Raw genomic sequence first — 13,266 nt, forward strand, 5'->3', positions numbered from 1 at the left:
ATAAGTATAATGAAAGGAGAGAAATAATACAATGACAGATACAGCTATGATGGAACCCGTACAAGAAGTTTTAAATAAATTGCGCCCATTCCTCCTGCGCGACGGAGGAGACTGTGAGTTAGTCGATATCGAAGAGGGAGTCGTTAAGCTCCGTCTATTAGGTGCATGCGGTACATGCCCGAGCTCGACAATCACGTTGAAAGCAGGTATCGAAAGAGCCTTGCTTGAAGAAGTGCCTGGAGTCGTGGAAGTTGAACAAGTATTCTAATTGAAAAAGGGACTGTCCAGAATGAATATTCTGCGCCAGTCCCTTTTTTTATTCGTTAAGTAGGGCAAGCGCTCAAAGTAAGTCGTTCCACACCCAAAGTCGCCCGTTCCGCGCCCAAAGCCGCCCGCTCCGCGCCCAAAGCCGCCCGTTCCGCGCCCAAAGTCGCCCGTTCCGCGCCCAAAGCGGCCCGTTCCACGCCCAAAGCAGCCCGTTCCGCGCCCAAAGCCGCCTGTTCCGCGCCCAAAGCTGACTGTTTTGCGCCCAAAGCTGACTGTTTTGCGCCCAAAGCGGCCCGTTCCACGCCCAAAGTCGCCCATTCCGCGCCCAAAGCTGACTGTTCCGCGCCCAAAGCCGCCTGTTCCGCGCCCAAAGTCGCCCGTTCCGCGCCCAAAGCTGACTGTTCCGCGCCCAAAGCCGCCTGTTCCGCGCCCAAAGCCGCCTGTTCCGCGCCCAAAGCTGACTGTTCCGCGCCCAAAGCCGCCCGTTCCGCGCCTAAAGTCGCCTGTTCCGCGCCTAAAGCCGCCTGCTTCGCGCCCAAAGTCGCCCGTTCCGCGCCCAAAGTCGCCCGCTCCGCGCCCAAAGCCGACTGCTTCGCGCTCAAAGTCGCCCGCTCCGCGCCCAAAGCCGACTGTTCTGCGCCCAAAGCAAGCCACCGCAGTTCTTATCGAGAGCTCTTCTCACGCTGATCTCTGATTTCCTGCCATCTTTCTTTAGCCATCTCGATGATTTGAGGGTCGGTCGATGTCCGTTGGCTTTCGATGACCTTTGAAAAATTCCGGATCGCCTCTTCTTCATCACCGATCTGATGGGATAGCTCTGCCATCAAATACAGCACCCTTGTTTCGGACATCTGTGTCCCTGCATGGTCTCCCGCTGAATATGCCTCTGTATAAAGATTACGGGACACCTTCCTGAATCGCATCCCCGAATCGATGTCATCCATATCATCATACAGCCATGCAATCCGCAGCATGATGCCCGCCATCGTCAATGCCTTCTCCTTCTTTACTTTCGCACTTACGTAAGCCAGTTTATACGTCTCGATTGCTTCTTCGATCGTCCGTTCATCACCGAAGGATCTGCCGCTCCAAAGGGAAGTGATCTTTTGAGCGATGTCCTCTTTCACGCCGGGTGCAAAATAACTGGAAAACTCATCGGTGAAGGCAAAACCACAGTTGGGGCAAACAGCCACATTATATAAAATTGGATTGATGTTAGAATCCGCATATACAGGTTTAAAATCGCTTTCATGCTTGGTGACACGGACGAAGCGTGAACGGATCTTTGTTGTAGTGAATTTCTCCAGACAGTTTTTACAATCCGTTTTCTTGGCATAAGTTGCACTTATTTCCATTCATCATCATCCTTTCGCACTATATCTTTCATTATACATCATCTGCATTCAATTGGAGTGAAGATGATTGTGCAAATGGTGAAATCATTGATATAATAGAGGAAAAGCGGGAAGGTGGATGTAAATGAAACAATACGTTGAAATTACTGAAGCTGCAGCATTTCATGTGAAAGAAATGATGACTCATAATGGTGAAGAAGGTTCGTTCCTTCGTGTTGCAGTGAACGGCGGAGGCTGCAGCGGATTGACATATGGCTTAGGATTTGAAGAAGCGGCGTCTGAGGAAGATTATCTTTTATCCCAGCATGGCATCCAAATCGTCGTTTCAAAAGAAGATGCCGGCATCCTTGAAGGGACCAAGGTCGATTATAAGGAGTCCTTGATGGGCGGAGGCTTTACAATTGAAAACCCGAATGCCATCGCTTCATGTGGCTGCGGAACTTCATTCAGGACGGCCAAGAAGGTCGGCACTCCGGAAGTTTGCGAATAAGATCTCATGATTATATGAGGACGGATTACAAATGATCCCTTACCCAACCAGAGGCTCCTTTCGGATTCAATTGGTTGGGAAGGGTTTTATTGTTATATTCGAATTAATGATTTTTATCATTATGATGTTGAAAAGGCATAGTAAAAAGGCTACTATTGAATAGTAGAAGTTTGTCGAATAAAGGCAAATGCCAGGACTGGGCAAATCGTCTCATATACCGATTTAAAACGGACCCGGCACATAATAAAATAAAGGTGGTTTCGATTTTCGTGAAAAGACCGACAATCTTAGTATTAGGTGCGGGTTACGGCGGTTTATCCACAGTCGTCAACTTGCAAAAATCAATTGGCACTGATGAGGCAGATATTGTGCTGATTAACAAAAATGAATATCATTACGAGTCGACTTGGCTCCATGAAGCGGCTGCAGGGACATTATCGCCTGAACAAGTTCGTTACGATATCAAAGATGTCATTAACGAAGGAAAAGTTAAATTTGTTCAAGCTGAAGTTCAAGGAATCGATATTCAAGGTAAAGTCGTTACTACTAATGTCGGTACGCATACTTACGACTATTTAGTCATTGCTCTCGGCTTCGAAGGAGAAACGTTCGGCATTCCTGGCCTGGACAAGTATGCATTGTCCATCGCCAACGTCAATGCAGCTCGTCAAATCCGTGAACATATTGAATATCAATTTGCAACATGGTCTCTTGAAGAGGAAAAAGATGACAGCCGTTTGACAATCATTGTCGGCGGGGCTGGCTTCACAGGAATCGAATTCCTAGGTGAACTTGGAAACCGCGTTCCTGAACTTTGCAAGGAGTTCGATGTACCGCAAGAGAAGGTCCGTGTCATCTGTGTAGAAGCGGCGCCTATGGTGTTACCAGGATTCGATCCTGAGTTGGTTGACTATGCGGTAAGACAATTGAAGTCTAAAGGAATTGAATTCTCAATCGGTACTCCGGTCGTAGAAGCGACTCCTGAGGGCGTTAATATTAAAAAAGGCGATGATGAATTTGAATTCATCAAAGCCGGTACTGTCGTATGGGCTGCAGGTGTTCGAGGAAACCGTCTGATCGAACAGACTGGCATTGAAAACATGCGTGCACGTGTCAAAGTCGAAAAGGACCTTCGCGCTCCTGGACACAATGATGTCTTCATCGTCGGCGACTGCGCTTTGATGATCAATGAAGAAACAAACCGTCCATATCCTCCGACAGCACAAATCGCGATGCAACAAGGTGATATGTGTGCAAACAACTTGATCGCATTGATCAAAGGAAACCCTACTTCCGAATTCGTTCCGGATATTAAAGGTGCGATCGCTTCTCTTGGCGATGACGATGCAATCGGTGTCGCATTCGGCAAGAAATTGATGGGTAAAAAAGCATCCTTCATGAAAAAGATGGTTGATAACCGTTCCCTTTATATGATCGGTGGATTAGGCCTTACGATTAAAAAAGGTAAGTTCAACTTACTTAAATAAGAGCTGCTATCATACGATTAGTAACACCCGCCTATAAGTGGCGGGTGTTTTTTTAGGAGGGGACAGCTATGTCGAATAAAAAACGCGGAAATGTATGGCTTGGTGCGGCGGGCATAGTCATGAACAGCAAGGGCGAATGGCTCGTCGTCAAAAAAACATATAGCGGATTGAAAGGGATGTGGTCGTTGCCAGCGGGTTTCGTGGAAGGGAATGAAACAGCCGATCAGGCGGCGATCCGGGAAGTGAAAGAAGAAACTGGGCTTGATTGTAAACTGGAAGGGATGGTTGGATTCCGTACTGGTATCCTGAAAGGGGAAGTTAGCGATAACCTGGCGTTATTCCTGTTGCGCCCTGAACAGGAAGATCAGCTGTTAATGCCTCAGGAGAATGAAATTTCGGAAGTCGCTTGGAAAACCCCTTTTGAACTGAAGGATGATCGGAATGTATCGGCCATGATTCATGAAATTGCGGAAAGGGCTATTGAATCGGGGCTATTGCAAATGGAGCAGATGGAACCGGGAGAGTGGTTTGGTTACACGTCCTATAAGCTGTTTTATAAAAAATGAATAAAAATAGTGTTCAAATTTCGACAAATCATTGAATAGACTTCATTTTATTGAAAGCATACATCCGTTCCTGTAAAATGGTGAATGGAAAGCGGAGGTAGACAATTTGGGAACAATTTCATTGACACATGTCGTTTTATCCATAATTATTTTCATGGTCATGTTTTTCGGAATAGGCTTTTTGCTGAACATGCTGCTTCGTATGACGTGGCTGATGGCGATTGTCTATCCGATCGTCGTCATTTTGATAATTGATGAAGTGGGATTCTTTGAGTATTTTACAAACCCCAGCCATTCATTCAGGCTGCTTGGTGATAAAATCGTCTCTCTTCATGCTGCCGATATTATCATTCTTGCAAGTGGGCTCGTAGGCGCCATCATTTCCGGCTTTGTCATTAAGCTCCTGAGGAAACAAGGGTATCAAATGTTCTAATCGCTTCAGCCGAAAAGCACGACTGAAGCAAATCAAGAAGCGGAAGACAACCTAAGATCGCCACGCCCTGATAGTGCCTTAATTTCTGCAAAGAACGCAGAAATACGGCAAATCGAACCCTACGCTGTTCGATACGCAATTACGCCGAGGCGTAATTGATCTAACTAATTAACAAAGAAGAAGGTGTCTCCTCGAGGAGCACCTTCTTCTTTATTTACACCAAGATAAATGAATAGATGATGGCGGATATGAAAATGCCCGTCATTGAGCCTGCAAAGACTTCGCTAGGCTTATGGCCAAGAAGTGTTTTCAGTTCCAGGATCTTTTGTGGTCCATCTTTCTGTGGCCAGCCTTTCACCTCTGTCACGAACGTTTGAAAGTCCACTCTCATTTGGTTGATGATCAAAGCCTGTTGCCCCGCCTGGTATCGGATTCCTGTTGCATCGAACATGACGATGACCGCGAAGATCGCAGACACCGCGAATAATGGTGATCCAGGGCCGACTTCGTAACCGATCGCAGTCGTCAGCGCAGATACCGCGGCTGAATGGGAGCTTGGCATGCCGCCTGTTGATGTCATTAATTTCCAGTCCAATTTCTTCGTCAATAGAAAATGGATCGGAATCTTGACGAATTGAGCGAAAAAAATCGCAAATAATGCCGCGAGGAGCGGAGTGTTTTGCAATATGGACATGATTCCACTCCTTTACTAATGAAAAATATACACATAGTATACCATATCGCCAGTCAGTGAAAATCGGAAGTCCGATTTTTTTGAATGATTATTTTGGTTCGACTGTGTGTTGGTATATAATAGAGGATGTAGGAAAAGTGGGAGGTAGTCAAATGAAAACATCATTTATTGAACCTGAATTCGGTCATGTAAACTCAGAAGTGTTAGTCGTAGGGGTTCCTGAGCATCCGGAAAATATCGAAGGGTGGAAAACATTTGCCGATTCATTCAGCCCTCGTCTAATGGATTGGATTAAAGCCGGTGACATTAAGACTGACTTTAAGAAAATTAGTAAAATGCCTGCGTTGGAGTCGCGCGGATATGAGCGCATTGTTTTCATCGGGCTCGGGGCATCAAAAAAACTGACTGAAGACCGTCTGAGACAAGTATTCGCGGCTTTAGGGAAAGAATTGAAATCATCCAAATCTTCATCAGCTGCAATTTGGACAGCTCCGTTTACAAATGGGGATCTGACTTGTGAAGATGTTGTCTTTGCCGCTGCAGAAGGGATCGGCATGGGTTCTTATAAATTTGAAGGGTATAAGACCGATTCGAATGAAAAGGATGTGGCGTTGGAAACAGTGACATTCTTAACGTCCGCGGAAGAGGATGAAGTAAAGGCGGCATTTGAAGTGGGATGTACATATGCTAACGCGGTGAATGAGGCGCGGACGCTTGTCAATACACCGCCGAATATCCTGACCGCCACGAAACTGGCAGACTATGCCAAGGAGCTAGCAGAGAAATATGATTTTGAAATCGAAATACTCGGCAAGAAGGAGATGGAAGAACTCGGCATGGGTGCAATCTTGGCGGTCAACAAAGGATCCGTCGAAGAACCGCGACTCATCGTATTGAAATATGCCGGGACGGAGCAATGGGAAGATGTCATCGGTCTCGTAGGCAAGGGTGTGACGTACGATACAGGCGGCTATTCCTTAAAACCCCGCGAAGGGATGGTCGGCATGAAAGGCGACATGGGCGGGGCGGCGGCAGTCCTTGGTGCCATGAACATCATCGGCGAACTGCGCCCGGCAAAAAACGTCATCGCGGTCATCGGTGCGACGGACAATATGGTTTCCGGCGAAGCATTCAAGCCGGATGACGTCATTACATCACTCAGCGGGAAGACGATTGAAGTATTGAACACCGATGCGGAAGGAAGACTCGTTCTTGCTGACGCTGTCACCTACGCCAAGCAATCAGGCGCAAACTACCTGATTGATGTGGCAACGCTCACAGGCGGCGTCATCGTCGCGCTAGGAAATGATAAAACCGGAGCTTTGACAAATGATGAAGCGTTCTTTGAAGAGTTCATGCAAGCTTCGTTAGAAACGGGTGAGTTTGTATGGAGATTGCCGCTCACGGAAAGCGATAAGAGACGTATTCGGAAGAGTGACATTGCCGATTTGAATAACTCTCCGGGCCGTGACGGACATATGATCTTCGGAGGCGGTTTTGTCGGTGAATTCGCGGAAGGCACTCCATGGATCCATCTCGACATCGCAGGCACGTCAGACGCATCGGCAGCCCATGACCTTGGTCCAAAAGGGGCGACTGGCGTTATGGTCCGTACACTCGCCACGCTCGTTGAACGTATGGCGGATGAAGAGCAGACGCAATAAAAATCATTACTTTCAACATAGACGCAATGATCAGCCGTTATTGATCCGGTTCATAGGCGTCCGTCCCTCCTCACTTAGCCCGTCACGAATAGGATAAGTGAGAAAGGGGGATATCGATGGTACGCTTTCATCATAGGCACGGCGGTTTTAGACGTTTTGGGCCAGGGTTTGGCCCTGGATTCGGTTTTGGGATAGGTGGGCCATTTTTAGGGGGCTTGGTAGGCGGCCTCCTTGGCAATGCGTTGTTTCCACCTTTTTATGGTCCACAATTTGGGTATCCATACAATTACTACCCTTATGGATACGGGTACCCTCCATATTACAATTTCCCGCCATACGGCTACCCTTATTAAAAAAACACACTCGGATTCCTCAATGGAATGCCGAGTGTGTTTTTTAATCTTTCAGCCTCTTCATATTTTGCTCTTTTGCTTCTTTGACGGCTTCCTTCAAGTCATCTCCGACAGTCAATTCCGTCGGTTTCACCCCTGACATATAGGCGGCGCGACCCATCAAATGACCACCGATCGGTGAAGTGATGAAAAGGAAGACGATTCCGAGAAGCAGGGAGATGCTGAAATGGTCTTCTTTCAACCAGAAATGAAAGAACACGCCAAGCAAAATGCTCAGAACGCCAAGTGTGGCACTTTTCGATGCTGCGTGTGCCCGCGTATAAACATCGGGCAATCGTAAAATACCGATCATTGTCACGATCGTGAAAATGAGACCGACGACAATCGTCGTTACAATTAAGATATTAGCGATTACGGTCACGTTCAATGATCTCTCCTCTCTCAATGAATTTGGAGAATGACACGGTACCGATGAACGACATAATCGCTATCAGTAAAATGACATCAATGAAAAAGGGGGTGTCGAAAAGAATCGAAATAAGCGCGATTGCCGAAATAAGCATGACGCCTATTCCGTCAAGTGCGATGAGCCTGTCTGGCACAGAAGGTCCTCGAAAAACACGTATCATGACACCGATCATCGACAACACGACGAGGATCAGTGAAACCCATATAAACGTCATCATGGCCGGCTCACCTCCATAATCGCTTTTTCAAATGAATTTTTTATCGAATCGATTGCCTCATCCACATCATCAACGTCGATTGCGTGGATGTATAAAATCCGTTGATCGTCGGATACATGAAGTACAATTGTACCAGGCGTCAATGTGATCAAGCTCGATAAAAGTGTGATCTCCCAATCTTGCTCAAGCTCAGTCGGCATCGCGAAGATCATTGGCTGAAGCTTTAGTTTGGGACGAATGACAAGCATCAGAACAGAAATATTTGAAAGCGTCAATTCTTTGAAGAACAGGAGCGCCAATTTAATGGCCGCCCAGAGACGCCAAATATAAAGCCTAGATTTGAAAAAACGTCTTGTAATGAAAATCAATAGCAATCCGATCAAGAATCCGATAATGAAAGTTGACGCAGTCAATGAGGAAGTCATGAACATCCAAATGACGGCGATAAAAAAGTTCAATAGTATTTGAAATGCCATCGACATCTACTCCTTTATCCTGCTTTAACTGGCTATAAGCCCCACGTGGTGGGGCAACATCCAGTAAATGCCCGATTGGTTCAACTAACAATCTGTGGTAGTTCGCCACAGATTGAGTTTCACTTTAGCACCGCATCAATATAGATGGATGGTTGTAGTAATACGTCCGTGGCGTCTGTCACGTATGGAATGAGCCATTCTGTGCCGACCCCGTAAAGGACCGATAGGACAACTAGCACGATTGTCGGAAGCATCATACGAGCGTAAGGCTTCCTTTTCGTCTTAGGCAGTTCCATTGGCTCTCCCCAGAAAGCGTAGATGAAAATACGGATCACAGAGAGCAGCACGATCAAGCTGGACGCGAGGATAATGATGCTTCCCCAAATATTGCCCGCTTCAAATGCACCTTGTGCAATGAGCAATTTGCCGATGAAACCACTTAACGGTGGGATGCCTGCCAATCCGAAGGCGGCAATCAAGTAGAACCATCCAAGCGGGGCATGGGTTTTCATTAATCCGCCCATTTTCCGCAAATTCGATGTTCCGGTCACATAAATGATGATGCCGATTAAAAGGAATAATGCCCCTTTAATGAGCATGTCGTGCACCAAGTAGAAAATGGCGCCTGAAATGCCCGCTTCATTCATTTGCGCCGCTCCGAAAAGGATGACTCCAACCGCAATGACGATGTTATAAATGATGATCTGCTTCAAATCGAAGTACGCCAATGCTCCGATACAGCCGACGATAACCGTCAAGACGGATACAACCATCAGAATTTCATGGGTGACTCCGACATTGTGGATGAAGAACAATGTATATGTTCTCATAATTGCATACACACCGACTTTTGTCAGCAACGCACCAAATAGGGCAAGCACTGGGACGGGTGGTGCTGCGTAAGACCCCGGCAACCAGAAGTAAAGCGGGAATATCGCCCCTTTCACACCAAACACGATCAGCATGAGGACTGCAATCACCGTTATGATTCCCGGCTGGCCGACTTCTGCAATTTTTACCGAAATATCAGCCATGTTCAACGTACCGACGACTGAATAAAGATAAGCAATTGTGATAACAAATAACGCTGAAGAAACGACATTGACAAGTATGTACTTGATCGATTCACGCAACTGCTTCTTTTCGCCGCCTAGGACGATTAATAAGTAAGATGCAATTAGCAGCACTTCAAAAAAGACAAACATATTGAAAATATCACCTGTCGTAAAGGCCCCGTTCACGCCCGTCACCATGAAAAGAATGGCAGGGTAGTAGAAAAATCTTTCTCGCTCTTCTCCGATTGCGGTGAAGCTGTAGACAACGACGAACAATGTTATCAAAAGAGTCGTTGTGACAAGAAGTGCGGAGAACATGTCTGACACCATCGCTATTCCGAACGGGGCAGGCCAACTTCCAAGCGTGACAGCCAGTACCCCTTCCGTCTTGACAGTTACGAGCAAGTAGAACGAAGCGATCAGGCTGATGATGACACCGACCAATGTCAGCGCTCGTTGAATCCGGACATTCTCTTTGAAGAACAGCAACAGAATCGCAAAAAGGAAAGGGAGGATGATCGGCAATAAAGGTAAGTTAATCATGTTCGTCATTTCCTTTCAGTTGATTCATGTCATCGGTTTTATGGACAGCGTAAGCACGGTAAGCCATTACTAGCATGAAGGCTGTGACACCGAAGCTGATGACGATAGCTGTTAAGATTAGCGCTTGCGGCAGGGGATCTGCAAAGTCCGTCACACTCTTTGAAATGACGGGGGGGGCCAGGCCTCCAAGCCCACCCATCGTAAGGATGAGCAAATGGGCGCCATGGCTCAATAATCCCGTGCCGATAATAATTTTCAAAAGACTTCTTGAGAGGATCAAATAGACTGCAGCGGTGAACAACACACCGATTAAAATAGCCATTACCAATTCCATTACGAATCCCCTCCAATTGACTGGATGATTGTAATAGCCGCCCCGACGACAACGAGGAATACACCCGCGTCAAACACCATCGCCGTATGAAGGGAAGTCACCCCGAATAACGGCAAGGTAAAGTCATCGAAAGCATGTGTGAAGAACGGGACATTGAAAAAGATTGAGCCGGCAGCCGTCCCGAGCGCCAATAGCAACCCGATTGCAGTCATGATCGTAAAGTTAAATGGCAAAGCTTTCTGCACCGTTTTCAAATCGAAGGCAAGCAGTAAGAGGACAATCGCCCCTGTCGTCAGCAAGCCGCCGACGAAGCCTCCCCCAGGTGTATAGTGCCCTGCAAAGAAAATATGGATGGAAAAAAGGAAAATGATGAAAAATACAACTTTTGTCGTCGTCTGCAAAATGACGTCATTTGTTTTCATCTGAACTCTCCTTTCTCGCCAGTCGAAGTTTAATCATTCCGAGAACACCGATTCCGGCAATCGCCAAGACGGCGATTTCGAATAATGTATCGAAGCCACGGTAGTCCACGAGGATGACGTTAACGATATTTCCTCCGCCGGCTTCTGTTTCGACAGTGTCTTTGTAGTATTGTGAAATGGATGCGACAAGTTTCTGTGAATGGGAGGACAATGCAACCAACGTCACAGTCAAGCCGACTCCAAGTGCAATGATGGCGTTTACAAGCTTATTGCTCTTTGTTTCTCCATGATCGGATAGCTTTGGCAATCGTTGGAATGCCAATAGAAACAGCGCAACAGATACCGTTTCAATGACCAATTGTGTAAGTGCTAAATCCGGTGCTTTGAAAATGACGAAAAACAGTGCGACCGAGTAGCCTACTGCGCCGAGCGAAATAATCGCCCCAAGCCTTGTTTTGGAAAGCAAAACGAAAGCGACCGCAAGCAGAAGGATGACAGCGTTAATTAAACCGTACGCATTTATTTTGGAAAAACTGGACATGTCCACAACAAATGCATCTTGTAGGAAGAGCATCGCTATCGTCGTAATGGAAAAGAAAGCGAAGATGTACAGGAGGTACGTACGGATAAGCCCCGTCATGTATAAGCGGGATATCCTGTTCATTCCTTTTTCACTGAACGTCATTGTTGCGTCATATAATCCATTCAAGGATAGTGATTCAGGTTGAATTCTGTAAAACTTCTGCCATTTCGACAGCGATAAGTATAGCAGACCGCCGATAAGAATGATTCCGGCAGTCATCCACAGTTCCACAGATGCGAAGCCGTGCCAAGCTGAAACATGAACATCTACTTCCGAAGGATGGGAGTATTGGTAAGGCTGGATTGCCATGACAGCAGGCTTAACGAGCCACTTCCCGACAACATTCGGAATGAAGAAGATCCCAACGACAAGCATTGCTAGAATCACTGGGGATATGAGCATCCCGACAGGTGCTTCATGAGGTTCGAGCGGCAGCTTTCCAACTTTCCGTTTTCCAGTGAATGTCCTGAACACAAAGTAAAAGCTGTAAATGAATGTGAATACACTTGCCACCCATGCGACGACCGGGAAGATAATTCCCCATGTGGCAAAATTGAATAATTCAAAGTGGCGGATAGCAAGCATCGACTGTAAAAACATTTCTTTGCTCAGGAATCCATTGAATGGCGGCAAGCCAGCCATCGACATCGAACCGATGAAGGCCACTGTGAAACTGACCGGCATGATGCTCATCAAACCGCCAAGTTTCCGGATATCTCGGGTCCCTGTTTCATGGTCGACAATTCCTGCAATCATGAACAAGCTGCCTTTAAATGTCGCATGGTTGATCAGGTGGAAAATGGCTGCGAACATTGCGAAAGAGAACAATGCTTCATCGACATGGAACGTAATTGCACCGGCGCCTAGAAGCGACATGATTAAACCGAGCTGACTGACCGTTGAAAACGCGAGAATTGCCTTCAGATCCGTTTGTTTCACTGCGAAGAGTGATCCCCAGAACAACGTGAGCAATCCAATACCGGTCACGAGCCAGATCCATACTTCCGACACTGCGAAAATTGGAGTGAATCGGGCAACAAGATATAATCCCGCCTTAACCATTGTCGCTGAGTGCAAGTATGCACTGACCGGTGTAGGCGCTTCCATTGCATCGGGCAACCAAATGTAAAATGGAAACTGTGCGGATTTCGTGAATGCTCCAAGCAAAATGAGTACAAGAGCCAAAGTGAAAAATTCATGTCCCGCAAATGAGGAGGATCCGGCAATCAATTCACGAATGGAGAACGTACCTCCCATAATGCCAAGTAGGATGAATCCCCCGAGCATCATCAGTCCACCGAATACAGTTACCATCATTGATTTTAATGCGCCGAATCTGGAACCGTCACGGGTGAACCAATAGCCGATTAGTAAAAATGAAGAAATGGATGTCAGCTCCCAAAACAGATAAAGCGAAATGACATTATCCGATTGGACGACCCCGAGCATTGCGCTCATAAAAAGAAGAAGATAGACGTAGAAGTTGCCTAGCTTCTCCTTGTTCCTATTCAAGTAAAAGATTGAATACAATACAACGAGCGCTCCGATCCCTGTAATAAGCAGGGAGAATAAAATACTCAGCCCATCCAAATAAGATACGAATGAGATGCCAAGCGTTGGAATCCATTGCAGTTCAGATATGGCATGTCCACCTTCCATCGTCGTTTTGATGAACGTTGTATAATAAATGAATAAAACAACGGGGACGAGAAGTACGAACCAACCAGTATGTATACCTTTTATTTTCCTGAAAAGGAACGGTATGAACAAGGCCGCCACAATCGGCAGGAAAATCAGTAATACGAATTCCAAAGTAATCCTCCTTCCAATGAGTGAATCATTATTCTTTACATTGTTT

The 13,266-nt window shown here is 46.5% G+C and carries 17 protein-coding genes; 7 read left to right on the forward strand and 10 right to left on the reverse strand.

Annotated features, from left to right (window positions below; all coding sequences use genetic code 11):
* The first annotated feature begins 31 nt into the window (after positions 1-31).
* Positions 32-268, forward strand: coding sequence for a NifU family protein (locus M3193_RS15100; protein WP_060210554.1), 237 nt, complete (start codon positions 32-34; stop codon positions 266-268).
* A 55-nt stretch (positions 269-323) separates the two neighbouring features.
* Here the strand turns inward: M3193_RS15100 and M3193_RS15105 are convergent, their stop codons facing one another.
* Positions 324-911 (reverse strand): hypothetical protein, encoded by a 588-nt coding sequence (locus tag M3193_RS15105; protein ID WP_251629360.1) that lies wholly within the window; start codon positions 909-911, stop codon positions 324-326.
* An 18-nt stretch (positions 912-929) separates the two neighbouring features.
* Complete coding sequence (locus M3193_RS15110) at positions 930-1,622, reverse strand: DUF2225 domain-containing protein (protein ID WP_251629362.1); 693 nt, start codon at positions 1,620-1,622, stop codon at positions 930-932.
* Between the two features lie 124 nt (positions 1,623-1,746).
* Between M3193_RS15110 and M3193_RS15115 the strand changes: the two genes are divergently transcribed.
* The 4 genes from M3193_RS15115 (at position 1,747) to M3193_RS15130 (ending at position 4,598) form a co-directional block, all read left to right on the forward strand.
* Complete coding sequence (locus tag M3193_RS15115) at positions 1,747-2,112, forward strand: HesB/IscA family protein (RefSeq protein WP_251629364.1); 366 nt, start codon at positions 1,747-1,749, stop codon at positions 2,110-2,112.
* Between the two features lie 269 nt (positions 2,113-2,381).
* Complete coding sequence (locus M3193_RS15120; RefSeq protein WP_251629449.1) at positions 2,382-3,599, forward strand: NAD(P)/FAD-dependent oxidoreductase; 1,218 nt, start codon at positions 2,382-2,384, stop codon at positions 3,597-3,599.
* A 68-nt stretch (positions 3,600-3,667) separates the two neighbouring features.
* Positions 3,668-4,165: an NUDIX domain-containing protein gene (locus M3193_RS15125; protein ID WP_251629365.1), complete on the forward strand. Its 498-nt coding sequence runs from the start codon at positions 3,668-3,670 to the stop codon at positions 4,163-4,165.
* A 106-nt stretch (positions 4,166-4,271) separates the two neighbouring features.
* Positions 4,272-4,598 carry a YuiB family protein gene (locus tag M3193_RS15130; RefSeq protein WP_285852018.1) on the forward strand — a complete coding sequence of 109 codons (327 nt, stop codon included), beginning with the start codon at positions 4,272-4,274 and terminating at the stop codon, positions 4,596-4,598.
* Between the two features lie 214 nt (positions 4,599-4,812).
* Here the strand turns inward: M3193_RS15130 and M3193_RS15135 are convergent, their stop codons facing one another.
* Positions 4,813-5,292: a divergent PAP2 family protein gene (locus tag M3193_RS15135; protein WP_251629367.1), complete on the reverse strand. Its 480-nt coding sequence runs from the start codon at positions 5,290-5,292 to the stop codon at positions 4,813-4,815.
* Between the two features lie 152 nt (positions 5,293-5,444).
* Here M3193_RS15135 and M3193_RS15140 point away from each other — a divergent pair, with 152 nt between their 5' ends.
* Both M3193_RS15140 and M3193_RS15145 read left to right on the forward strand, forming a co-directional pair.
* Positions 5,445-6,956 (forward strand): leucyl aminopeptidase, encoded by a 1,512-nt coding sequence (locus M3193_RS15140; RefSeq protein ID WP_251629369.1) that lies wholly within the window; start codon positions 5,445-5,447, stop codon positions 6,954-6,956.
* A gap of 116 nt (positions 6,957-7,072) precedes the next feature.
* A complete protein-coding gene (locus M3193_RS15145; RefSeq protein WP_251629371.1) occupies positions 7,073-7,309 on the forward strand; it encodes a hypothetical protein in 237 nt (78 codons plus the stop codon).
* 43 nt (positions 7,310-7,352) lie between these two features.
* On the opposite strand, the gene mnhG is transcribed toward M3193_RS15145, so the two are convergent.
* The 7 genes from mnhG to M3193_RS15180 all read right to left on the reverse strand — a co-directional run bounded on the left by mnhG (position 7,353) and on the right by M3193_RS15180 (position 13,220).
* The gene (gene mnhG / locus M3193_RS15150; RefSeq protein WP_251629453.1) at positions 7,353-7,730 is read right to left on the reverse strand and encodes a monovalent cation/H(+) antiporter subunit G; all 378 of its coding nucleotides are present in this window, start codon (positions 7,728-7,730) and stop codon (positions 7,353-7,355) included.
* Positions 7,714-7,995 (reverse strand): Na(+)/H(+) antiporter subunit F1, encoded by a 282-nt coding sequence (locus M3193_RS15155; protein WP_251629373.1) that lies wholly within the window; start codon positions 7,993-7,995, stop codon positions 7,714-7,716. Before M3193_RS15155 ends, mnhG begins: the two co-directional genes overlap by 17 nt.
* Positions 7,992-8,471, reverse strand: a complete 480-nt coding sequence (locus M3193_RS15160) for a Na+/H+ antiporter subunit E (RefSeq protein WP_251629376.1) — start codon at positions 8,469-8,471, stop codon at positions 7,992-7,994. Before M3193_RS15160 ends, M3193_RS15155 begins: the two co-directional genes overlap by 4 nt.
* Before the next feature lie 119 nt (positions 8,472-8,590).
* Positions 8,591-10,069, reverse strand: a complete 1,479-nt coding sequence (locus M3193_RS15165; protein WP_251629378.1) for a Na+/H+ antiporter subunit D — start codon at positions 10,067-10,069, stop codon at positions 8,591-8,593.
* Positions 10,062-10,403 (reverse strand): Na(+)/H(+) antiporter subunit C, encoded by a 342-nt coding sequence (locus M3193_RS15170; RefSeq protein ID WP_251629380.1) that lies wholly within the window; start codon positions 10,401-10,403, stop codon positions 10,062-10,064. Before M3193_RS15170 ends, M3193_RS15165 begins: the two co-directional genes overlap by 8 nt.
* Positions 10,403-10,825, reverse strand: a complete 423-nt coding sequence (locus M3193_RS15175; protein ID WP_251629388.1) for a Na(+)/H(+) antiporter subunit B — start codon at positions 10,823-10,825, stop codon at positions 10,403-10,405. Before M3193_RS15175 ends, M3193_RS15170 begins: the two co-directional genes overlap by 1 nt.
* A complete protein-coding gene (locus M3193_RS15180) occupies positions 10,812-13,220 on the reverse strand; it encodes a Na+/H+ antiporter subunit A (protein WP_285852020.1) in 2,409 nt (802 codons plus the stop codon). The genes M3193_RS15175 and M3193_RS15180 overlap by 14 nt, the downstream gene beginning before the upstream one ends.
* Between the last annotated feature and the right edge of the window lie 46 nt (positions 13,221-13,266).

Source organism: Sporosarcina luteola, assembly GCF_023715585.1.
In the GTDB taxonomy this organism is placed as follows: Bacteria; Bacillota; Bacilli; order Bacillales_A; family Planococcaceae; genus Sporosarcina; species Sporosarcina luteola_D.